Origin of the sequence: Pantoea sp. MQR6, from assembly GCF_022761075.1 — a bacterium.
GTDB classification, from domain to species: domain Bacteria; phylum Pseudomonadota; class Gammaproteobacteria; order Enterobacterales; family Enterobacteriaceae; genus Pantoea; species Pantoea phytostimulans.
In genome coordinates this window covers 1,140,521-1,162,483 of record NZ_JAKYXB010000001.1, presented here as the reverse complement: position 1 = coordinate 1,162,483, position 21,963 = coordinate 1,140,521, and the positions used below count along the sequence as shown (strand labels likewise).

The window sequence follows — 21,963 nt, the reverse complement described above, 5'->3', positions numbered from 1 at the left end:
CATCATACAACATCTTATCCAGAATACGTGAGGAACATCATGAGCAATCTGAAGATCACCGATGTAAAAACCATACTGACTGCGCCCGGCGGCATCGATCTCGTGGTAGTGAAAATTGAAACCAGCGAACCGGGTTTATACGGTTTGGGCTGCGCAACCTTTACCCAGCGAATCTTTGCCGTAGCCGCGGCGATTGAAAATTACATGAAACCGTTTCTGATTGGCAAAGACCCGGCGCGGATTGAAGACATCTGGCAATCGGCAGCGGTAAGCGGTTACTGGCGCAATGGCCCGGTAATGAACAATGCGTTATCCGGCATTGATATGGCACTGTGGGATTTGAAAGGCAAGGTGGCTAATTTACCGGTGTTTGAAATGTTGGGTGGCCAGTGTCGGGATGGCGTTCCGCTTTATCGTCACTGCGACGGTGCAGATGAAATTGAAGTGGAAGATAACATTCGGGCGCGCATGGAAGAGGGCTATCAATATGTGCGTTGTCAGATTGGCATGTATGGTGGAGCGGGAACCGACGATATGCGTCTGATCGCCGGCAAGCTGGCTAAAGCGCGCAACATTCAGCCAAAAGTGTCGCCGCGCAGTCAGACACACGGCATTTACTTTGATCCAGATGCGTACGCGCGTGCGGTTCCGCGCTTGTTTGATCATCTGCGCAGCAAGCTGGGATTTGGCGTTGAGTTTATTCATGACGTTCACGAACGTATTACACCGATAGCCTCAATACAGATGGCAAAATCGCTTGAGCCTTATCAGTTATTCTTCCTTGAAGATCCGGTTGCGCCTGAAAATATCGACTGGCTGAGCAAATTGCGCAGTCAGAGCAGCACCCCGATTGCGATGGGTGAACTCTTTACTCAAATCAACGAATGGAAGCCACTGATTCAAAATCAACTGATTGACTATATTCGCTGCCATGTCAGTACTATTGGCGGGATTACACCGGCGAAAAAACTCGCGACCTTTGCTGAGCTTTACGGGGTGCGTACCGCCTGGCATGGTCCGGGCGATATTTCACCGGTTGGGGTGGCTGCGAATTTGCACATCGACATGAGCATCCCCAATCTGGGTATACAGGAATACACGCCGGTGAATGACGCGTTGCAGGACGTTTTCCCCGGTTGCCCTGAAATTGATCGCGGTTATGCCTATCTGAGCGATCGACCTGGATTGGGCGTAGATATCGATTTAAAAGAAGCCGCTAAATATCCGGTATCCGGCGGCATTCCAGAATGGACCCTTGCGCGTCTACCCGATGGTACGGCCGCACGTCCTTAATACCTCAGGAAAAGGCGTTCAGTGGTGGCAAGGCGAGCATAGTCGCCTTATGCAACTAGCCGGAACGTGAGACAAGGCGGAGCTAACCACTCCGCCTTTTTTCATGTTAACGCGCTGATGCGCCGTCAGGCCGTTTGCTGCGTCACGTTAGCCTCAGTTTGAGGGTGCAAGCGCTTCTCCGGTTGCAGCAGCGTCATCGCCAACATGCTGCCAAACGCGATCACAGCGGTGACGGTAAACATGGCGTTATAGCCATAATATTCGGCCAACCAACCGCAGAGCATCGGGGAGATGATCGCGGCGAGATTGGCAATAGCCAATGTCATGCCGCTGTAGGTTCCGACCGATGATTTCGGCGTTACGTCAATCACCACAGACCAGTAAACATTGTTCACCAGGGCGTTCAGTGCGTTGCCCAGCGTCATCAAGGCGATAATACCCGCCGCTGAGTGCATCCACGGAATCGCCATAAAACAGCAAGCGGTGCCGCACAGCGTGACGGCGGCAAAAACATTACGTGCCAGACGCAGATTGTTGAAGCGAGCCAGCAGCCAGTCGGCAAAACGTCCCCCGAGCAGCACGGTAATACAGGCACCGCTCCATGGAATCATCGCGACGTACCACAATGCGTGCAGATCGTAATGAAAGTTATCCTGCAGATATTTCGGCATCCACGTCACCAGCGTAAAGGTGATGTAGAGAAAGGAGAAATAGCCCAGCGCATTGCACACCAGCGTGCGGCTGGTAAAAAAGCGCCACCACGGCAGCGGGGTATCGTCGTGTTGAGTCACCTTTTGTCCGCGGTGAATAAACTCACGTTCTGCGGCATGGGTTGCAGCGCTGGTATCTGGGCTATCGCTGAAGGTGCGGGCAAAAAGCAGCATTGCCAGCAGCGACATCACGCCAAGCAGGATAAACATCATGCGCCAGTCGTTGGTCAGCAGCAGCAGACCGACAGCAATCGGCGCTGTCAGTAACGATCCAACTTGGGTGGAAAGCAGGCCAATGCTCAGAGCGAAACCGCGTTCGTTATCAGGTGCCCAGTGCGCGATGGCTTTGTTCATCAACGCGTACGCCGGGCCTTCCGAAAAGCCAAACATGATGCGTAACGCCGCAAACCCCATGATGGCCGATCCGCCAAACAGCGCCATGCCTAAATCACCCGCCCAGGCAGTGGCAATTTCCAGAATCGACCAAAGCACGCCAGCCATCATCCAGACTTTTTTAGTGCCGATACGATCGGCCAGAAAGCCACCACACAGCGATCCAAACAGATAGCCAAAGCCAAAATAGCCCAGCACCGCGCCAAGCTGCACTTTTGAAAAGTGATATTCCGCTGAAATGGCATTCGCGGCAAATGAGAGTGCGCCGCGATCAACGTAGTTAATCAGGGCAATGAGAAACAGCATTGAAAATATAGTGTAACGATAGCGACCCGGGTTCATCTCATCTCTCCTGAATAAAAAACTGACAGAAGTGATAAGCAAAATAGATGCCTGAAATGATTAACTATTGTAAAAACAGGGACATAAAACTATAAAAGAGGCCCGTAGCGAGACGGAACATCAATATTGCTGATTAATTGTACGGTTGATAATGAGCCTGCGCATCAATTTGGTGCGGATTTTGCTCGCTACATGACAACCAGATGCTTCTGTTGACGCTGGCAGGTTAGCGTTAAAATCCATGATATAGGAATTATTCCGCGCACCCGGCTAAAAGCCTGACGGTGCGAAAGGATTGTGGCTGCAAGCGGTGAGTGCGCGCCTTGAACAAACAATCGCTTACCGCCTGGAGGGGCGGCATAAATCCTTTGAGCGAACGTCAGGCAGCCGTTTCATGGGAAGAAGCCAAAGGCGGCTGATGAAGGGTGATCGCGGCGGGTGTGGTTTCATCGATATGACACAGAATTTGTTGCTGATAATTGCTATCCAGCACAGCGCTATTTTCACTTAATAACACACCCACTTCGTTTACGTTTTTCCCTTCAACTTTTATTTTTGTGGTAGCTGAAGCCAGCATCCACTCATATTCGATATCTACATGCCCACTATCAATACAGCGAATGCCTTGCAAACTGAGATCATAAGCCAGCACGGTTGCCGTCGGGCCCAGTGAAATAAGGACCAGATCAAATTCACTGGCGTGGACTAAAATAGAGGCATAGAGCGGGTCATAAACTGAAAAAGCGTTGCGATTAAGCGTAGTTATCCGCTTAATTTCTTTTGCACCATCCAGTAAGTCGTTACCTAATCCCAATCGTGTTCCGCTTCCTTCAACGATTAATACTTTTCGGTCCTTAAACAGTAATTTAAATTTGTCGAAAATGACGCGTGATAAATTTTTACTTTTGTAATCATGATAAGGGCGCGTTACGGACGTATTGCCATATTGATAATTCTTACTCAACAAGTTTTCATAGCGTGAAAAGTAAAATGATTTATGGAAGAACCAAAACAGGGCGGCACCTGAACGCATCTGGCGGGTGTTACGAAAACCATCGGGCAGGCAGATCAGACAATCGGGATTATCCTGCGGACTGCGCTGCAACAGCGTTTTAAGCCGGGCTGAGAGGCGCTCATCAAAGGGTTGAAAGCCAATATTCTTGTAGTAAGTCATTTCCAGTTCGCCATCACCGTACCGTGCCAGCGAGAGCTTTTCATTTCTTAATAACAGATCTATCGTTTCTTCAATTGAAAGGATAGCTATTTTATTTACTTTTTTCTGTGCTGCGGGGTATTTAACCGAAGCGTGAAGGAACTTGATCGGAAAACGGAATTTCCGATAGATAGAATAAAGCATGGCCATTATTTACCTGCCTTTAAGGTGGCGATTTAACGCATTCTGGTGGCGTTAAAACAGAGAATCATCAGGAGCATGTTAATATTATCTATAACACGTTAGGAATTATTTCAAAGCTGCGAAATATCCTAAAGAGAATAATGAGCATGAAATACAATCATTAATTAATGTTTTATTAAAAAATGATTTTTATGAAATAAGAAGAAGTCGAGATGAATGATAAGTTTCAATAACGAGAATGGAGGGCGCTGAAAATTCAACCCGCTGAAAATATTAGTAATTATTTTATTTTGGTTCTTAAATCAATTTAAATTGATCGTTATACTTCATCCGCTATTAAGAATAATTGCAGGACAACATGAATTAACTGTTAAACCATTTTTGATCTTTCAACAGGATTTACGTAAAGATTCGTACGAATGGGTGAGAGAATTAATCCTTGTTTTGCACAAAAGATGCGATAAATCTGGGGAAATGGTTAATTTTATGTGATGAATGTCACGGAAAAGTCTTAACAAAAAGCCTTCAAAGCCCGCCGCTACGCTAATATTCGCCCGCCAATTCGTTAATTAAACTAAACACTCGCCCTTTACAGTGATTTTACAAAATCATTACGTTGGTTAAAATCGCGTTGATTTTATGTGTTTTTATTTGAGTAATCATCATTATTGATGGCCTGAGGAAGGATCATGGTTAACAAAATTACCAGTGTAATCATCGCAATCGTCGCGGTTGTGATGTTGTACATGGGGGGAGAACTCCTGCTGCTTGGAGGCAGTGCATTCTATGCGCTGATGGCGGCAGGTTTATTGATCACAGCAATTTTACTGTTCCTGAATAAACGCAGCGCCTTAACGTTTTATGCACTGCTGATGTGGATCACATTATTTTGGATTATCTGGGAAGTCGGTTTTGATAAGTGGCAATGGATTCCACGCGGCGACCTGTTTGGCGTAATCGGCGTATGGCTGGCGCTGCCGTTTGTCGTCCGCCCGCTTTATCAAGGTCAACGCCGCTTCCATCCGCTGCTGGGCAGTACGGTTGTGATCATGGTTGCCTTGGTGATTGGCCTGTGCTTTTACGATCCGCTGCCGCAACAGGGCACTATCAGCAATACGCGTGCGCCTTCTGCCTCTACGGGCGCGGGTAATGACTGGAGCGCGTATGGCGGTTCAACCAACGGCCTGCGTTTCTCGTCACTGAATCAGATCACCAAAGATAACGTCAAGGATCTGGAAGTGGCCTGGACGTATCACACGGGTGATTTGCGCCAGGGCGATGACGCGACCGAATACACCTTTGAAGCTACGCCGCTGAAAGCCAACGGTATGTTGTATTTCTGTACACCGCATAACGAAGTGCATGCGCTTGACCCCGAAACGGGTGCGGTGAAATGGAAAACGACGCCGGATAAAAATCGCTCTTATCTGCAACAGCATCAAACCTGTCGTGGCGTGAGTTATTACGAAGAGAGCAACGCGGCTGCAGAAAACAGTGCTGCGCAACCCGCAATGTGTCGCAAGCGCATCTTCAACGCGACCACCGATGCACGTCTGATTGCCTTTGACGCTGACACCGGCAAACGCTGCGCCGATTTCGGCCAGAACGGCGAAGTCAATCTGCGCGACAATATGGGCGAAGTGCGTCCACACGCTCTAATGCAAACTGCGGCACCGCTGGTCGCTGGCAATCTGGTGATTGTTGGGGGCTCGGTGATGGATAACGGTTTTAACACCGGCAATCCATCGGGTGTGATTCGCGCTTATGATGTGATCACCGGCCGTTTGGTCTGGAACTTCGATCCAGCAAACCCGGAAAACACCGCGCCGGTTGCGGCTGATGCGACCTATCCACAAGATACGCCAGTCGCATGGGGCACGCTAAGCGCTGACCTGAAAAATGGCCTGGTGTACGTACCATTTGGTAATGCGTCACCGGACGAAGTGGGCATTGAGCGTGATGCCAACAGCAACACCGAGAAATTTCGCGATGCGCTGGTCGCGCTGGATCTGAAAACCGGTGCCTTCAAATGGCGCTATCAGAGTTCAAACCACGACTTGTGGGATCGCGATAATCCTTCTCAGCCATCGTTGGTTGATATCACCTACAAAGGTAATGCGCAGCCTGCTGTGATTCTGCCGACCAAAACCGGCAACCTGTTTGTGCTGAACCGTCTTACCGGCGAACCGGTTTATCCGGTTGAGCAAGTCAAGGTCTCAACCGAAGGTGGGGTGGAAGGCGAGAAGTTTGCTGCTACGCAGCCCGTTTCCAGCCTGAACTTCATTCCGCAACCGCTGACTGAAAAATCGATGTGGGGCATCACACCGTTTGATCAGATGAGCTGCCGTGCGAATTTCCGTGAACTGCGTTACGACGGCAACCCATGGACGCCATCAACGGAAAAAGGCACGTTGGTTTTCCCAGGCAACATCGGGGTGTTTAACTGGGGTTCGGTGGCTATTGATCCTGAACGTCAGATGTTGATTGCGACGCCTGTTCGTCTGGCCTACAAATACAACTTGATCAAACGTACGCCTGAGACCGCCACTCAGCGCACCTTCACCAAAGATGGTCAGCCTTACTGGAATGAAAACTTCCACGGAGACTATGCCATTCATATCCAGCAGCTGGCTTCCGGTCTCGGTATTCCGTGTATCGCGCCGCCGTGGGGACGCATGGTGGGTGTTGACCTGAAAACCGGTAAAACAGAATGGCTGCGCCGCGTAGGCACCACCAAAAACCTGAAAACCAGCTTCCTGCCGGGCCGTTTCCCAATCGGATTCCCGATGGGTATGGTGGCGCACGGTGGGCCGCTGGTCACTGCGGGCGATGTGGTTTTCCACGGCGCAACGGCAGATAACTTCTTCCGCGCTTATGACAGCAGCACCGGTGAGTTACTGTGGCAGACTGAACTGACTGCTGGCGCACAAGCCACGCCATCAACCTTTATGGGTAAAGATGGTAAGCAATATGTGGTTATCGCCGCAGGCGGTCACGGCTCGCTGGGTACACAAGCGGGTGACAGCGTGGTCGCGTTCCGACTGAAGTAAGCGTAACAGGCTGAGTGCCAGCGTGTCTGGCACTCAGCTTTTTGATTTGCCGATTATTTAATTCAATACTTCTACACCCATTCCTCAGCTTCGCGCTATCGAAAACAGCCACCTCAACCTATAATTACAGCCCTTTTTGGCATCCTGCCGCTTCGCTATCCTTACGTTCCACTAAAGAGAAAAAATGAAAACGTTTTTTATCTTCCTGCTGACAGGTTTGGTCTTGCTGCTCTCGACCGCAGCGCAGGCAGTTGATTGCCAGCGTGCAAGCAGCCCGACCGAACAAATGGTGTGTCGCGATCCCGAGTTGCGCTGGTTGGATCACACCTTAGATGCCCGCTGGCTTGAACAGCTGGTGGGGCAAGCACAGCCCAACGGCAAACTCTATACCGAGTGGCTGCAACAGCGTAAAGCCTGTAGTAGCCCGTTTTGCCTCAAGCGCGCCTATTTTCAGGGTTACGGCCAACTGTTTAACGCTAATCGCCATATCGACTGGAGTGGTGAGTGGTGGAACGTCAGCGCCACCAATGGCGAAAGCGGACGTCTGGTGATTAAAAACGCCAGTGATTTTTCTGCCGAACTGGATCTGCACGCCGTACGGGGTGCTTACAAAATTGATATCGATAGCGAAGCGCGCCGCTACTATGGCGTGCTCTATGTCAACAATATCAACGGGGCAGAAAATTGCGCCATGATTGTGGTACCGCGTCAAGACGGCAATCTGGAAGTCAGCACACAAAGCAATGGCAGTTGCGCATTACTTTTCCCCACCGACGTACGGCCTGATGGCGTTTATGTAAGGGGAGATCACGATCCCCGTCCAGCCTCGACGCTGCTGAATACAGGAATCTTACCCGATGAAAAACTGGACAGTGCGTTTCGCCAGTTGGCAGGTGACGAATATGCGCAATACGTCGCCACGGCTAATGCCCTGCATTACACCCAAGATCTGGATAATGTGTCAGCGAAAGCCATGACTTTGCGCGTCATTGGCGAAGCCAATCGCCGTGCGGCAATCATCATGTACAACCCAAGTGGCAGTATTTGGGCAATGCGTGTTGCGCCCAATGCGCAGAACAAACTGGAATTCCATTACCTGACCAATCAGGAAGACAAAAGCGCTATCCCTAAAACGATTCAGGGATGGCGCAGCCACTTTATTGTTACGCAGTAAATCACGCTGACCACGTCGATCTTATTCAGGTTGGCGTCATCAACGTCCGCCGATTTAATCTTCAAATCGGCTTGTGGCGTCACGGTCGCCTTCATAACGCCTTATCAGCGGAAACGGAGGCAACCAGGATTCACGACGCACGATCCAACTTTCGTAAGTCGGCTTTAACTGGTCGGCGCTATCCAACGATCCCAGATTTACTTCGATTTCATCGTCGGAGCGTGCGAAAACAGACGAGCCGCAGTGTGGACAGAAAAAGCGTCCAGCATAGTCACGCGTTTCTCCCACAATGGTCACCGCCTGCTGAGGGAATATGGCAGAGGCGTGAAAAAGCGCGCCATGATGCTTACGGCAGTCAAGGCAGTGGCACAGGCCAACCCGGTAGGGAAGTCCTGAAGCCTCAATACGCACATTGCCGCACAGGCAACCGCCCGTAAATTTTTCCATACGCTATCTCCTCAAAATAAAGGAAGTGGAATAGTTACCCTTAGGTCGAAACAGGGCAGTTCTTACTATTCAGCGATTGCGCATAAAGATGAAGTTTTTAAACCTGTAGTGTGATGGAGGTGGCAGCGTTATCGCCACACAGCAAAAGGCGAAACCATCGTCGCTCCCGTTAAACCGCACTGATAAATAACCGCTAGCGCCTCAAGGTCTTCTGCTTCCACTGCTTTTCCAGCGGCTAGGCAGAGAACAGCGTGAATAGGGGATCTTTGGCTGATTATTATTTGATTTAACCTATTGATTTATAATTTAAAGTGGGGGTTTTCGAAACTGGAAGACGGGGGTGATTAGGTGTAAAATGCAGCATGAAATTATTTTAATTACCGTTGCGCGCAGGATAACAGTAAATGATTGAGCCCTTAGAGCAGAGATTACAACGCGAACTTGACCACATTAACACAACAGAAAAAAGAGACGATAAACCCTATTTTGATATCTCCTTTATCAAGGAATATTCAGGGCTTTATGCTCTGATGTGGATTCTTTTTCTCATCACGTTGGGCGTGCTTCTGTATGTCGATACCTTTGGCAAAGCCGAAGTCATTGTCTGCTGCCTGATCTTTTTCGTGCTTAACTTTTTCTTCTTTTTCCATATCAATCCCTCTTATAAAGCCAAAGATATCGATAAAGGGGCGTGGAAAAACTGTTACACCGGCGACTGGTATATGGAAGTTCACGTTCGGGAAGCGTTTATACAAGAACTATTGAGCGGAGACCTGCTCACGCAGGAGGAAAAAGCCACTCTTGACCGACAATACCAAAAGAAAGGCTATCTCTATTTTGCTGATATCTACAGATTAAGACATAAATAAACGGGTGTTGTTGGTAAGTGCCGCTGTTTTTAATTTCCGCTTTGATGCCACACAATGCTTCGTCTCTTCCCCATGAAGCAGAGAGAGAAAAACGCCATCCTAAATAAATCTGGGATGGCGTCATCACTGAATTACTCGTTAATGCGTTGTTTCATCTCACGCGTATGCCTGGAATAATCTTCACCGCATTCGGCTGAACAAAATGCGGTATCTGATACGACAGGTTCATCTTTGCACCAGATGCATTTTCCGTCAGGACTTTTGAGTCGTGGTTGTCGGGCCGAAAGTGCGGCTGTTATCAACGCTTCCTCGCGTTCCTGAGCTAAATCAGCATCGTCCATTATTGCTCCTTTATTTTGACCTTTCAGGTAGTTAAAAAAGACAAACAAAAACATCCAATTTCAGCGGTAAGTATAACCTAACGGCCTCGCTTAAACTTTTCACGTTTCACCTAATCAAAAATATCGGCTGGTGCCGTTTTAATTGACTGCAAGTTGGGTAATGCTAGCAAAAAAAGGGGAAAACGCTTTAACCGGTCGTTGATTTACTCTAATTAAAATAGAAAAACTTAAACGCCAGCCCCAACATAATGCCAGGGATGACGTCAGGGCTGTCCAGTCAATCACTCCACCACGCCAACCACATTCAGGTTAGCGTCATCCGGGATCTCATTGTAAGAAAGCACATGCAGGCTGCTGGCGAACAAGCGAGCGTAACGCGCAATCAGCGGACGCAGTTGCGGCGTAACCAGTAAGACCTGCGTCAGGTTTTGCGCTTTCAGTTGTTCGGTGATCACCGGCAAGGTTGACTGCAACTGCGTCAAAATATTGGGATCCACCGGGAAGCTGTCGAGCGAGACTTTGCCCGCCTGCTGCGCCTGATTGAGTGAGTTGAGCAACAGGTTCTCCAGTTCGCTGTTCAGTGTGTAAGCCGAAAGCGGCTTGTGGTCTGGCGCGATAGCCGCCACCATGGCGCGGCGCAGCGCGAATCGCACATCTGAAGCCAATAGAATCGCATCTTTGGTCACGGCACTTGATTCCAGCAACGTGGTCGCGATGGTGGTGATATCTTTCAGTGAAACCTGGTCAGTCAGCAGCAGACGATAAACGCGCAGCAGTTGACTGTGATTCAACGCCTGACTGAGATCTTCAGCCAGTTTGGGTGCCATCGCAGCCAGACGATCATGCAGTTGAGTAATGTCATCGTAATTGAACAATTCAGGCAGATTTTCGCGCGCTATCTTGTTGACGTGCGTCGCAATAACGCTGGCACAATCCACCACTTGATAACCAAGATTGAGTGCCTTGGCTTTCTGCTCAGCCAAAATCCAGGTCACGGTTAAGCCGTAGGCGGGATCGGTATCCAGCACACCATCAATTTCGCCATATTGTTCCGGGGTCGGGATCGCCATCAGGCGGTCGGGATGCACTTCGCCGGTTGCCGAGCGCACCCCGTTGATCTGAATGGCGTACTGGGCGGGTTTAAGGCGAAAATCTTCGCGAATGGCAATTTCAGGCAGCAGCACACCACTGGTTTCAGAGACCACCTGGCGCACGCCGCGTACGCGCTGTTTCAGCGGGCTGCCGCGTGAGCTATCAACCAGCGGCACCACTTTGTAACCAAGGTTTAGGCCAATCGGCTCAACCATTGGAATGCTTTGCCAGTTTATCGGCGCAACGTCCTCTTCCTGCTGGAGTGCCTGAGTCAGGGCTGCGATCTCTTCAGCATTCTGGGTGGGTTTTGCCACCTGGCGGCTTTGACGCCATCCGGCAAACACCAGCAGGGCGGTGAACAGCAGGAAGACGGTGTGTGGCATGCCAGGAACAATCGCGAGGATAAACATCACCAACGCTGCGCTATAAAGCGTGGTCGGCTTAGCCAAAATCTGCGACTTAACTTCTTCGCCAATGTCGTTGCCATCGCTGACGCGGGTCACGATGATCGCCGCCGCTGTTGACAACAGCAATGACGGAATCTGTGCCACTAAGCCATCACCAATGGTGAGCAGAACATATTGTTCAAAAGCCTGACCGGCGGGCAAGTTGTGTTTGAATACGCCAATTAAAATCCCGCCAATCACGTTGATCAGCAAGATCATGATGCCTGCGACCGCATCACCACGAACAAATTTAGAGGCGCCGTCCATCGAACCATAGAAGTCCGCTTCGTTACCCACATCGCGGCGGCGGTCGCGCGCCTGTTCCTGATTAATTAAACCGGCATTAAGATCGGCATCAATCGCCATCTGTTTACCGGGCAATGCGTCCAGCGTAAAGCGCGCAGAGACCTCTGAGATACGTTCTGCGCCTTTGGTGACCACCACAAAGTTGATTATCAAACGATCGGCCAAAAAAGCGCACAACGCACATCACGGCGGTGCGTGGAAAGTGGCCTTCGCGGACTTTACACTGGCGATGATGGCGCTGTTTATGGTGCTGTGGATCATGGGTTCGGTAACAGAAGAGGAGCGCAAAGAGATCGTTGCACAGCTGCACGGCACCTCTATTTTTAACGAGTCTTCCTTTAATCCGCTGCAAGATTCCGGGGAACAAGGGGCAGTGCTGGTGGGAGAAAGCCTCGCAGCACAGTCTGAACCCGTTCGCGAGGAGGCTGACAGCGTGCTGGATAGCGCCTTAGACAACGCGCCCAAAGAGAGCCTTGAAAGCGTGTTAAGTCGATCGGATACCGAGCTGGAAGCGTTACGCCAGCTAATAATGCGAATCATGCAGAACCTTAATACCCAAGGCAACTTAGTGCTGGAAAAAGTGCCGCAAGGGCTGCGTATTCTGATTCAGGATGACAGTAACCGCATGATGTTCCCGCGAGGCAGCGCGGTATTGACCCCTTATTTCAGCAAGTTGCTGGTTGAACTTGCGCCAGCGTTTAACCGCCTGGATAACAAGATCATGATCAGCGGTCATACCGACGCCGCGCAATACAGTGGCAAGGCGGCTTATAACAACTGGAATCTGTCGGGCGATCGTGCTTTAGCGGCGCGTCGTACGCTGGAGCAGGGTGGCCTGGAACAAAATCGCATTATCCAGGTTAACGCCATGGCGGGACGCATGCCGCTGGATACGGAGAATCCGCTGGCCGATCGTAACCGTCGTATCGAAATCATGGTACTGACCGAAGCCGCAACAGACTCTCTTTTCCAGTTCTACGGCGTTAATGGTGAAAAGGTGGTTAAGCCGATTACTCAGCATCTCAGGTAGCGGCAATAAAGGGCAGTTTTGTCGTCATCCATGAAGCGAAGTGCCATTGAGCCGATTTGGCTCGACCGGTGGTAAGTGCCACCGGTTCTTTTTAGCGATCAAACTCAAAGAGGCCAGCTGGGATGGATGCTCCACCGCTCGCAATCTCCATACCGCATTACGTTTTTACAGCCGCGATAGACAATTGCTGAAATACAGGTCAGCCCCCGCCAGGGAAAGCCACGGACCAAAGGGAATCGCACGGGACAAGGCTTGGTTGAAAAGAGATTGATTAAGCAGCATCCAGGTTAACCCACCTCCGGCAGCAATAAGCAACAGTTCAGGCAAAGATTGCCAGCCAAGCCAGGCGCCCAGCGCAGCCAGCAGTTTGGCATCGCCCATTCCTAATCCCTCACAACGCCGCAAGCAGCGATAGCTGGTGGCCAATAGCCACAACAGGCTATAACCTGCGGCCGCGCCAATAACCGCATCGCCTAAACTTCCCGGCAACACTGCATAAACGTGCAGTAATAAACCCAGCCAAAGCAAGGGAAGCGTTAAGGCATCGGGTAACAGCTGGTGTTTGATATCTATCAGCGTTAAAGCCAACAGCGTCCAACACAGCACCAGCGCTATGATTAAAAAGCGATCCTGTGGCAGTTGCCAGGCGGACACGACACCGATTAACAAGGTCAGGGCTTCGGTAAGCGGATAGCGCAGGCTAATCGGCGCCTGGCAGTGAAAGCATTTACCGCGTAGCAGCAGCCAACTTAGCAAAGGAAGGTTATCGCGCCAGCGTAAAGGGGTTTTACAGTCTGGACAATGGGATCGAGGGCGACAGAGCGTCACCGGAGACGTCGGCTGAAGAAGCTGTAGTGGCAATCGATAGACCACCACATTAATAAAACTGCCGGCAGAGAGCGCAATGAAAACAGTGATCGACCCGGTAATGATGTCAACATCCATGCTGTTACCTCTGATGAACCAATTGCAGCGGAAAGAGTGGATGCAACAGTAAACGCAACCACGCTCCGCCGCTATTGCGTCTCGGTGATTACAGGGGATTTCACTGGGTTTTATGCGCTGCGCCGAAGCGTTGAGATTTTGCTGCGTTAACCCGTGTCAGAAAGGGCTGACACGGGGATAAATGAAGCGTCTTAGCGTAACGCCAACGGGCTACTCTGAAACTTTCACCACGGTCTTGCCGAAGTTTTTTCCGTTGAGCATATCGATAAACGCCTGTGGCGCGTTTTCCAGCCCATCGATAACGTGTTCGCGATAATGAATCTTCTTGTTCTCAACCAGCGGCGTCATGACGGATAAGAACTCAGAATAACGATCACCGTAATCCTGGAAAATGATAAAGCCTTGCATACGGATGCGGCGCTTGAGGATGCCCGCCATAATTAACGGCGTTCTGTCGGGGCCTTCCGGTAAATCTTTTGCGCTATAGCCCGAAACCAATCCACACACTGGCACGCGTGCAGCGGTATTTAGCAGAGGAAACACCGCGTCGAACACTTTTCCGCCGACGTTTTCGTAATAAATATCAATGCCATCTGAACAGGCTGCGGCGAGTTGTTCAGCAAAATCGTTGCTGTGATGATCAATACAGGCGTCGAAGCCCAGTGTCTCTACCGCATAGCGGCATTTTTCTTCACCACCCGCTACGCCAACCACGCGGCATCCCTGCATTTTACCTAACTGACCCACCGTTGCGCCCACAGGGCCAGTGGCTGCGGCAACCACTAAAGTTTCACCCTTTTTAGGTTGCCCAATATCCATCAAGCCCATATAAGCCGTGAAGCCAGGCATCCCCAAAATACCCAGCGCCCATGAAGGATGGGGCAGGTCATTGCCTAACTTCGCTAAACCGGAACCGTCGGAGAGGGCATATTCCTGCCACCCGCTTTGGCCTAATACCCAATCTCCTTCCTGATAATCAGCATGTTTTGATGCGGCGACCTGAGAAACGGTGCCGCCCACCATAGGTTCATTCAACTCGGCAGGCGCGGCATAAGACTTTCCGTCATCCATGCGACCGCGCATGTAAGGATCCAGCGACAGATAAGCGGTGCGCAACAGCACTTCGCCCTCTTTCAGTTCTGGAATCGGCTGTTGAACAAAACGGAAGTTATCTTTGGTAGGTTCGCCATCAGGACGTGAAGCCAAAAGCCATGCGTGATTTTGCGGTTGCTGATTCGACATTGTTTCTCCTTTTTCATCTTCAGTGTGCTGCATTAACGAAGGTGTTCTTCCGTTAGAGTGTAGGTCTAGCAGAGCCTGACCAAGAGGGATTAGCGGTTTGTGGGGTAAGAAATTTTTTATCGTGACGCATTTAAACGGGTATTACCGCACGGATGTCGCAGACATAACCCGTTGAAGAGGCTACGCTTCATGGCGAACGGCGGTTGAAGTGACGTTATTGCCTCGCAAGAGTGCGATGCCATAACGCTCAACGCGTTCTCAACAATCCCTAACCTGCAAACGACAGGCTCGGGCTTCATTTGAGTGAGCCTTTTGACAAGGAGTTAAAGATGACCGTACCCGTGGTGGCTATTTTTACCGCTAAAGCTGGCAAAGAAGAGGTTGTAGAAGCGCTGTTCAAAGGCGTGGTTGAGACGACGCTGGTGGAAGAGGGCTGCATTACGTATCAGCTCAACCGTGACAATGACAATGCACGTCGTTTTGTCTGGACTGAAGAGTGGGCGTCGCGTGAGGCGCTGCAAAAGCACCTGGAAGCGCCCCATATCGTTAAGCTTTTTGCCGATCTGCCAGCGCATATTGAATCTTCAGAGGTGATCATTCTGAATAAGGCCGCAGGCGGACACGCTTAAGAGTTATCAATGTACGATGAAAAAACGGGGCCGCGATGGCCCCGTTTTTATTCCTTCATCAATAAAGACGCTGACGCGTTTTGCGATAAGTCATTATCAATTACTCGTTTGACTCCAGTATGCCTTTGACGCCGTGCGGTTCAGAGCGCAAATATTGTGGCGGAACACTGACTTTGCCTTTTAATTCTGCTGCTGCGTGCCATGGCCAGCGTGGGTCGTAGAGAATGCCGCGAGCCAGCGCCACTAAATCGGCCTCGCCCTCTTGCAGCAAGGTTTCTGCCTGTTGCGGTTCTGTAATTAGCCCAACCGCAATCACTGGAATCGTCACTTGCTCACGAATATCGCGGGCAAACGGAACCTGATAACCCGCTTTGACCTCAATTTTCTGATCCTGCGACAACCCTCCGCTGGAGACATGGATATAGGCGCTGTTCAGTGATTCAAGCTGTTTAGAGAAAGCGATAGATTGCGTCACATCCCATCCACCTTCGACCCAGTCTGTTGCTGAAATGCGTACGCCAACAGGGATGTTTTCTGGCACGGCATCTCTCACCGCGCGAAAGACTTCCAGGGGGAAACGCATTCTGTTCTCTAAAGAGCCGCCGTATTGATCGGTGCGCTGATTCGATAATGGAGAAAGGAATTGGTGCAATAAGTAACCGTGCGCAGCATGTACCTCGATCAGTTGAATCCCCAAGCGAACGGCACGCTGCGCGGTTTCAACAAAGGCTTTTTTAACGCGCTCCAGAGCGGCTTCATCCATGGCGATAGGTGGGTTTTGTTGTTCGCTGTAGGCCAGCGCTGAAGGCGCAACAGTTTGCCATCCACCCGCATCCAGACTTAACTGCTCACCGCCTTCCCATGGTGCGGCACATGACGCCTTGCGACCTGCGTGACCCAGCTGAATACCGATCGGTATAGATGAATATTGGCGTATATCTTCCAGCACTGTGCGAAGCGCAGATTCCGTTTCATCATTCCATAGCCCCAAATCCTGCGGGGTAATGCGGCCAATATCTTCAACGGCAGTTGCTTCGATAATCAGCAAGCCGGCACCAGAAAAGGCCAGTTGACCGAGGTGTATGCGATGCCATGCTGTTGCCTTGCCCGCGTCAGCAGAATATTGACACATGGGCGCAATCACGATTCTGTTATCCAGTGCTAACTGACCAATGCTGATGTTGGAGAAAAGTTGACTCATGAAAACCTCTTTTTGCTTTACCGACTGAAATGGCCTTCAACAACTATAGAACTGACTGTTTTCTTATGCGCCTTAAAAGATGAATAGGGTGCAAAAACAGCAAGATATGTTAATGATAAGCGGGCGACATGCCGGAGCCGCGCAGTTATTTATCAACATCCTGGCTTTGCAGGAAGTGATAAACCGCACCCAGCATGCCTGAATCATTGCCGTGGGTTGCCGTATCAATCGAGATATCCTGACTGAACCATTCAAGATGAAACTTGACCTCGTCTAAAAAGGATTCTCGTTCGGCAATACCGCCGCCAATGAATATCGTTTCGGGGTCAAATATGGAGGCCAAATTAAAGATGCCAGAACAGAGATCCTGGTAGAAGGTCGTCACCAGGCGGCTGGCGATGGCGTCGCCTTGGTCATAGTGATCAAAAACATCTTTACCAGAAACGTCTTTAGTAGATAAACCTTTCTGCTCGCTGTAATACTCGCGCAGCGCGGTCATGGTGCAGGTCTTACTCATGCTGTAATGCATGATATTGCTGCTGGCAGGGCGAGAGGTGAGGAGGCAGCCAAACTCACCGGCACGATCGCGTTTGCCGCGTATCAAGGCGTTATTACAAAAGGCGGCACCACCCAGGCCTGTGCCGATGGTCAGCATCAAAAAATCTGACATTTTGCTGGCTTTACCCAACCAATATTCTGCCAGCAGGGCACAATGCGCATCGTTTTCGACGCTCACCGGTAATGCGGTTTTTTCTGATAACCATTCGGCAAGCGGGAACTGATCAAACTCTCTGACCGTGCCTCCCATGGATATAAAGCCGCGCTGTGCATCAACGTAACCCGGCACGCTAATCGCAATACCTTCACACTCACTGTTTTTCTTCAACCAACCCAATATTTCATTAAGGATTTTATCGCGAGAATTGTGCGAGATATCCGCGCTCTCCTGACACAGCATCTCACCCTCATTAGTTACAACACCCATTTTCAACGAAGTACCACCGATATCAAACGCCGCAATCTTCATTTTTTTCTCCCAGAAAGACAATCAACGCTTAGAAGTATAGAGGGCGATGAAAACACCAAACGTTAAAACGCGTTTAAGCGTCTTTAGTCACTGATTTCACGCTTAAAAATAAGCTTGATGAAAAGAGGATCTAACAATCGAAGTAACCCGGGATGTGTGGGGCATAAGCCGCCCGGCAGGCGGCTTAACCGTATCATTTAACAGACAAATCCTTTCTGTTATCGATTGTCTGCCGATGTTCATCTAAAAATGGCTTTTCAGCGGCATCTAAACGATCCATGCCGCTGGTAAACCGATGCCAGTAAGGATATTGCGGAGCAGGACGGGTCACTTGTTCAATTTTCTGCCGCTGTTCATCGCTTAAAACCAGATCGACGGCAGCCAAATTGTCGCGCAAATGCGCTTCAGTGCGGTTGCCAATGAGTAATGACGTGATGCCTGGACGGGTAGCGAGCCAAGCCAGACAAACTTGCGCTACTGAGGCATCAAGTTCTGAACCGACTTCAGCCAGCACATCAATCACGTTATAGGCGTGTTCCATATCGTGCACATAGGGTTCCGGCCAGCCATTACCTTGACGTGACGATTCAGGCGTTTTGACATTACGGCGCACCGTTCCGGTTAACAAACCTTCACCAAGTGGGCCCCAGACCAGCGTGCCAATATCTTGATCCCGTGCCATCGGCAGCAGTTCATATTCTGCTTCACGCGATTCAGGCGTGTAATAAATTTGCTGGCTGATGGGTTTGAGAAGGTTATATTTTTCAGCGCAACCCAGCGTCTTCATCATTTGCCATGCCGTGTAGTTTGAGGTGCCGAAATAGCGGATTTTCCCGCTTTTTACTAAATCCTCTAACGCTCTAAGCGTTTCTTCAACGGGCGTAACACCATCCCAATTGTGGATTTGATATAAATCGATGTGATCGGTTTTCAACCGGCGCAGGCTCGCTTCACAGGCTCTGATTAAATGATAACGGCTCGCACCGCTGTTGTTAGGATCGTCGCCCAGCGGACTGCGCGCTTTAGATGTAAGAATAACGCTGTCGCGCTTGTCGCCCAACGCATCACCCACAACCTGTTCTGCGCCGCCCATTGAGTAAAGATCAGCGGTATCGATCATATTCACGCCATAATCCAGCGCAATGTCGATAAACCGGCGCGCTTCTTTTGCATCAACGTTACCGGTTTTTTCAAACCCAGCTTTACCTGCGAATGGCACCGTGCCCAAGGCGAACTGCGAGACCAGTAATCCTGAATGACCTAGCTTGTTGTACTGCATATTTCATTCTCCCTTTCTGGTTAATTAAGCGGTTTGGCACAGAGGGCAAGCATCTTCTTGTGATAAACGTCTTGTTATAAATGTGATGGAAGGAAAGGGTAGAAAGCATCTGTGATTGTTGCAAATGCCCAAAGCACATTAACGCAAGCCGTTGAATCATCTCATCGCGGTGCATTACGTTGTGTACACGTCTCTATAAGTGGAAAGTCGCTAAATTTTTCAGCGCCCGGCTGCGGGTTTGTTAGACTTATATTGTTATTTTTAAGGGATGTATAAGAGGATGAGTAATGAAATTAGGCTTCGCATGTAAATATATCAATTCAGATTTAAAACAACTTTTTCCTCTGAAAGGTACTACGCGCACCCGGTTTTTAAGCCTGAATGAAGCGCAAAGAGAAAGCGTATTAGCCGATCTGGCAACGTTGAATTTAACGCATCTTCGCTCAACTCTGGAACAGTTAGCTTTATTACCTGAAGCACTGAGGATGATGAGAATTGGCAGCGATTTATTGCCGTTATATACCGTTCCTGAAGCAAAAAAGCCTTATGCGAATTTATTACCCGATTTATACCCACTGTTTTTAGCCTGCGGCAACGTTGCCAAACAAAATAATATCAGGCTCTCATTTCATCCAGGGCAATATACCGTATTAGCCTCAGACAATCCGGCCGTGGTCGAGCGCGCTATCGACGATGTGGAGTATCATACAACTTGCGCTAAATTAATGGGTTATGGTCAAGAATTTCAGGATTTCAAAATCAATATCCATATGAATGGCAAGCTTGGGTTCAGTGGTTTTAAGGCATCATTTTTGAAGCTCAGCACCGAAGCCCAGCGTATGTTAACCGTGGAGAATGACGAGATATCATGTTCACTTGATGATGTGTTACAAGCCAAGGATCTCTGCCCAATCGTGCTGGATATTCATCATCACTGGGTTAAAGAAAATGAATTTATTAAACCTGATGACCCTCGCATCGCATTAATCAAAGCATCGTGGCGAGGCGTAAGGCCCGTTCTACATTACTCAATTTCCCAAGAGGGATTAATTCCTGAGCAAGGCTTTCCTGATCAAAACATTTTAGGTCTCTCTAAATCGAAGTTAAGGGCGCATTCTGATTTCTATTTTAATGAAACATTAAATGACTGGGCTTTATCTTTCACAGATTTCGATATTATGTGTGAAGTTAAAATGAAAAACTTAGCCAGAGATCCGTTATATAAGCGTTTACTTGCCAATCTTGATCGCTGATGGGCCAGCATGCTGTGCGGCTCCTACGCTGCTCTTGTTTGTCGCCGTTGTTTTTCTCTGTCAGTGGGTTGGCTTTTCATTATCCTTGGCGGCTTGCTGAGCGATAACGTCATACGCCTGCTATGCCTTCTGCTCAGCCAGAGTCTATAAAGACATAATCCCCTCTGACAAATCAGCCTTGGCGCTCCTCGTCAGGCTTTAGGAGGCGTTATGAGTATAGTGGTGATTACGGGCGGAACGGCGGGCGTGGGTAGATCAACAGCCGAACGCTTTGCCCAAGCGGGTTTTGATGTGGCGGTAATTGCCCGCAGTGAAGCGGGTCTGGCAGAGACCGTGAAAAACGTAGAGAAGTACGCTGTCCGAGCGCTCGGCATCAGCGCAGATGTCGCAGATGCCCGCCAGGTTACGCAAGCAGCAGATCGTATTGATGCTGAACTCGGCCCACCTGATGTGTGGATTAACTGCGCCATGTGTACGGTTCTGGCACCTTTTGATGCCTTCAGCGATGACGAATATCGCCGCGTAACAGACGTGACTTATCTGGGCAGTGTCAATGGAACCCGAGAAGCGTTGCGACTCATGAAGCCGCGCAATAAAGGGATCATTATCCAGGTAGGTTCTGCCTTGGCGTATCGCTCAATACCGCTCCAGTCTGCTTACTGCGCTGCAAAAGCCGCTATCCGCGGATTCACCGATTCACTGCGTTGTGAGCTTATTCATGAGAAAAGCGCGGTCAGGCTGACAATGGTGCAGTTGCCGGGAATAAATACGCCGCAGTTTGACTGGGCGCGCAACAAACTGGATCGTCCGCTTCGGCCTGTTGCGCCGGTTTATCAACCTGAGGTGGCTGCCAACGCTATTTTTAACGCCTCACAGCGCAACGTGCGTGAAGTTTGGGTAGGTAAAACCAGCTTTCAGTCCATTGTGGGCCATTTTCTCTTTCCTGACTTGCTCGACAAGATGATGGCAAAACAGGCTTGGGAAGGGCAGAAAGAGTCAGCGCCCATCACGACACCAAAACCGGACTACCTGGATAAGCCAGTGGAAGGTTTACATCAGGCGCACGGACGTTTTGATCAGGAAGCAAAAGAGAAGGCGATAACGGTGGATGCCCGATTACCCGGCAACATCGTGCTCACGGTAGCCGGGCTGGCGCTGCTGGCGTTGTGCAAACGTTACGGAAAAGCACGTTAATGTATGGGCACTGCCGGCGTTTTCCGGCATTGCCCAGCAGATTTACCTGGCGCTTTTTTAACCGTGAACCCGCGATAACCATAACCGCTGAGATCATCTTCTCACGGATATTTTTTAAAGCCGGAAAGCGATTATTCGCATCCGGCCAGCTGTTCCGTGAGTTCATCAGCGCCCGCTTTGCTGATCTCCACCTTCAGCGGCTTCTCGCTGAAATCTGTCAGTAACAACACTGCGCCGTCGTGATCTTCTGAGCAAAGGGCATAAGGCACGGTGACTTTCTGCCAAGACTCTCTGTATTCTTTTTTCGTACCGATTTTTGTCAGTCAGCGGCTGATTGACGCGG

18 protein-coding genes and 1 pseudogene are annotated in these 21,963 nt (G+C 49.9%); 8 read left to right on the top strand and 11 right to left on the bottom strand.

Features of this window, described 5'->3' with window-relative positions:
- Positions 1–39: 39 nt before the first annotated feature.
- Positions 40–1,293 carry an enolase C-terminal domain-like protein gene (locus tag MUG06_RS05370; RefSeq protein WP_243077958.1) on the top strand — a complete coding sequence of 418 codons (1,254 nt, stop codon included), beginning with the start codon at positions 40–42 and terminating at the stop codon, positions 1,291–1,293.
- Positions 1,294–1,418: 125 nt separating this feature from the next.
- Here the strand turns inward: MUG06_RS05370 and MUG06_RS05365 are convergent, their stop codons facing one another.
- Both MUG06_RS05365 and MUG06_RS05360 read right to left on the bottom strand, forming a co-directional pair.
- Positions 1,419–2,738, bottom strand: a complete 1,320-nt coding sequence (locus MUG06_RS05365) for an MFS transporter (RefSeq protein WP_243077957.1) — start codon at positions 2,736–2,738, stop codon at positions 1,419–1,421.
- A 379-nt stretch (positions 2,739–3,117) separates the two neighbouring features.
- The gene (locus tag MUG06_RS05360) at positions 3,118–4,101 is read right to left on the bottom strand and encodes a GT-D fold domain-containing glycosyltransferase (RefSeq protein WP_243077956.1); all 984 of its coding nucleotides are present in this window, start codon (positions 4,099–4,101) and stop codon (positions 3,118–3,120) included.
- A gap of 683 nt (positions 4,102–4,784) precedes the next feature.
- Between MUG06_RS05360 and MUG06_RS05355 the strand changes: the two genes are divergently transcribed.
- Both MUG06_RS05355 and MUG06_RS05350 read left to right on the top strand, forming a co-directional pair.
- Positions 4,785–7,145 carry a membrane-bound PQQ-dependent dehydrogenase, glucose/quinate/shikimate family gene (locus MUG06_RS05355; protein ID WP_243077955.1) on the top strand — a complete coding sequence of 787 codons (2,361 nt, stop codon included), beginning with the start codon at positions 4,785–4,787 and terminating at the stop codon, positions 7,143–7,145.
- Between the two features lie 184 nt (positions 7,146–7,329).
- Complete coding sequence (locus MUG06_RS05350) at positions 7,330–8,319, top strand: hypothetical protein (RefSeq protein ID WP_243077954.1); 990 nt, start codon at positions 7,330–7,332, stop codon at positions 8,317–8,319.
- Positions 8,320–8,373: 54 nt separating this feature from the next.
- Here MUG06_RS05350 and MUG06_RS05345 read toward each other — a convergent pair whose 3' ends face one another.
- Positions 8,374–8,766, bottom strand: a complete 393-nt coding sequence (locus MUG06_RS05345; RefSeq protein WP_243077953.1) for a GFA family protein — start codon at positions 8,764–8,766, stop codon at positions 8,374–8,376.
- A 404-nt stretch (positions 8,767–9,170) separates the two neighbouring features.
- Here MUG06_RS05345 and MUG06_RS05340 point away from each other — a divergent pair, with 404 nt between their 5' ends.
- Positions 9,171–9,635: a YlaC family protein gene (locus tag MUG06_RS05340; RefSeq protein WP_243077952.1), complete on the top strand. Its 465-nt coding sequence runs from the start codon at positions 9,171–9,173 to the stop codon at positions 9,633–9,635.
- Between the two features lie 131 nt (positions 9,636–9,766).
- Here the strand turns inward: MUG06_RS05340 and MUG06_RS05335 are convergent, their stop codons facing one another.
- Both MUG06_RS05335 and MUG06_RS05330 read right to left on the bottom strand, forming a co-directional pair.
- Positions 9,767–9,976, bottom strand: a complete 210-nt coding sequence (locus tag MUG06_RS05335; protein ID WP_215846832.1) for a hypothetical protein — start codon at positions 9,974–9,976, stop codon at positions 9,767–9,769.
- Positions 9,977–10,257: 281 nt separating this feature from the next.
- Positions 10,258–11,973: pseudogene (locus MUG06_RS05330) on the bottom strand (FHIPEP family type III secretion protein); the annotation flags it as partial.
- Here MUG06_RS05330 and lafU point away from each other — a divergent pair.
- Entirely contained in the window at positions 11,963–12,850 is an 888-nt protein-coding gene (gene lafU / locus MUG06_RS05325) for a putative lateral flagellar export/assembly protein LafU (protein ID WP_243077951.1), read from the top strand. The pseudogene MUG06_RS05330 and the gene lafU overlap by 11 nt on opposite strands.
- Before the next feature lie 165 nt (positions 12,851–13,015).
- On the opposite strand, the gene MUG06_RS05320 is transcribed toward lafU, so the two are convergent.
- Both MUG06_RS05320 and MUG06_RS05315 read right to left on the bottom strand, forming a co-directional pair.
- A complete protein-coding gene (locus MUG06_RS05320) occupies positions 13,016–13,795 on the bottom strand; it encodes an A24 family peptidase (RefSeq protein ID WP_243077950.1) in 780 nt (259 codons plus the stop codon).
- 210 nt (positions 13,796–14,005) lie between these two features.
- Positions 14,006–15,037 (bottom strand): NADP-dependent oxidoreductase, encoded by a 1,032-nt coding sequence (locus MUG06_RS05315; protein WP_215846830.1) that lies wholly within the window; start codon positions 15,035–15,037, stop codon positions 14,006–14,008.
- A gap of 329 nt (positions 15,038–15,366) precedes the next feature.
- Here MUG06_RS05315 and MUG06_RS05310 point away from each other — a divergent pair, with 329 nt between their 5' ends.
- Positions 15,367–15,666 (top strand): putative quinol monooxygenase, encoded by a 300-nt coding sequence (locus MUG06_RS05310; RefSeq protein WP_243077949.1) that lies wholly within the window; start codon positions 15,367–15,369, stop codon positions 15,664–15,666.
- A 100-nt stretch (positions 15,667–15,766) separates the two neighbouring features.
- Here MUG06_RS05310 and MUG06_RS05305 read toward each other — a convergent pair whose 3' ends face one another.
- The 3 genes from MUG06_RS05305 to MUG06_RS05295 form a co-directional block, all read right to left on the bottom strand.
- The gene (locus MUG06_RS05305) at positions 15,767–16,867 is read right to left on the bottom strand and encodes an NADH:flavin oxidoreductase/NADH oxidase (RefSeq protein ID WP_215846828.1); all 1,101 of its coding nucleotides are present in this window, start codon (positions 16,865–16,867) and stop codon (positions 15,767–15,769) included.
- Positions 16,868–17,012: 145 nt separating this feature from the next.
- The gene (locus MUG06_RS05300; protein ID WP_243077948.1) at positions 17,013–17,894 is read right to left on the bottom strand and encodes an ROK family protein; all 882 of its coding nucleotides are present in this window, start codon (positions 17,892–17,894) and stop codon (positions 17,013–17,015) included.
- A gap of 193 nt (positions 17,895–18,087) precedes the next feature.
- Positions 18,088–19,173: an aldo/keto reductase gene (locus tag MUG06_RS05295; protein ID WP_243077947.1), complete on the bottom strand. Its 1,086-nt coding sequence runs from the start codon at positions 19,171–19,173 to the stop codon at positions 18,088–18,090.
- A gap of 287 nt (positions 19,174–19,460) precedes the next feature.
- Between MUG06_RS05295 and MUG06_RS05290 the strand changes: the two genes are divergently transcribed.
- Together MUG06_RS05290 and MUG06_RS05285 are read left to right on the top strand one after the other, a co-directional pair.
- Positions 19,461–20,426 (top strand): UV damage endonuclease UvsE, encoded by a 966-nt coding sequence (locus tag MUG06_RS05290; protein WP_243077946.1) that lies wholly within the window; start codon positions 19,461–19,463, stop codon positions 20,424–20,426.
- Positions 20,427–20,636: 210 nt separating this feature from the next.
- Positions 20,637–21,620: an SDR family oxidoreductase gene (locus MUG06_RS05285; protein ID WP_243077945.1), complete on the top strand. Its 984-nt coding sequence runs from the start codon at positions 20,637–20,639 to the stop codon at positions 21,618–21,620.
- Between the two features lie 131 nt (positions 21,621–21,751).
- Here the strand turns inward: MUG06_RS05285 and MUG06_RS05280 are convergent, their stop codons facing one another.
- Complete coding sequence (locus MUG06_RS05280) at positions 21,752–21,889, bottom strand: hypothetical protein (protein WP_243077944.1); 138 nt, start codon at positions 21,887–21,889, stop codon at positions 21,752–21,754.
- Between the last annotated feature and the right edge of the window lie 74 nt (positions 21,890–21,963).

Bases quoted from the DNA above. Each gene is read 5' to 3' on its own strand.
- MUG06_RS05350 (WP_243077954.1), top strand. From the start codon at position 7,330: ATGAAAACGTTTTTTATCTTCCTGCTGACAGGTTTGGTCTTGCTGCTC.
- MUG06_RS05300 (WP_243077948.1), bottom strand. From the start codon at position 17,894: ATGAAGATTGCGGCGTTTGATATCGGTGGTACTTCGTTGAAAATGGGT.
- MUG06_RS05335 (WP_215846832.1), bottom strand. From the start codon at position 9,976: ATGGACGATGCTGATTTAGCTCAGGAACGCGAGGAAGCGTTGATAACA.
- MUG06_RS05365 (WP_243077957.1), bottom strand. From the start codon at position 2,738: ATGAACCCGGGTCGCTATCGTTACACTATATTTTCAATGCTGTTTCTC.
- MUG06_RS05345 (WP_243077953.1), bottom strand. From the start codon at position 8,766: ATGGAAAAATTTACGGGCGGTTGCCTGTGCGGCAATGTGCGTATTGAG.
- MUG06_RS05295 (WP_243077947.1), bottom strand. From the start codon at position 19,173: ATGCAGTACAACAAGCTAGGTCATTCAGGATTACTGGTCTCGCAGTTC.
- MUG06_RS05310 (WP_243077949.1), top strand. From the start codon at position 15,367: ATGACCGTACCCGTGGTGGCTATTTTTACCGCTAAAGCTGGCAAAGAA.
- MUG06_RS05360 (WP_243077956.1), bottom strand. From the start codon at position 4,101: ATGGCCATGCTTTATTCTATCTATCGGAAATTCCGTTTTCCGATCAAG.
- MUG06_RS05370 (WP_243077958.1), top strand. From the start codon at position 40: ATGAGCAATCTGAAGATCACCGATGTAAAAACCATACTGACTGCGCCC.
- MUG06_RS05285 (WP_243077945.1), top strand. From the start codon at position 20,637: ATGAGTATAGTGGTGATTACGGGCGGAACGGCGGGCGTGGGTAGATCA.
- MUG06_RS05290 (WP_243077946.1), top strand. From the start codon at position 19,461: ATGAAATTAGGCTTCGCATGTAAATATATCAATTCAGATTTAAAACAA.
- MUG06_RS05315 (WP_215846830.1), bottom strand. From the start codon at position 15,037: ATGTCGAATCAGCAACCGCAAAATCACGCATGGCTTTTGGCTTCACGT.
- MUG06_RS05340 (WP_243077952.1), top strand. From the start codon at position 9,171: ATGATTGAGCCCTTAGAGCAGAGATTACAACGCGAACTTGACCACATT.
- MUG06_RS05320 (WP_243077950.1), bottom strand. From the start codon at position 13,795: ATGGATGTTGACATCATTACCGGGTCGATCACTGTTTTCATTGCGCTC.
- MUG06_RS05305 (WP_215846828.1), bottom strand. From the start codon at position 16,867: ATGAGTCAACTTTTCTCCAACATCAGCATTGGTCAGTTAGCACTGGAT.
- MUG06_RS05355 (WP_243077955.1), top strand. From the start codon at position 4,785: ATGGTTAACAAAATTACCAGTGTAATCATCGCAATCGTCGCGGTTGTG.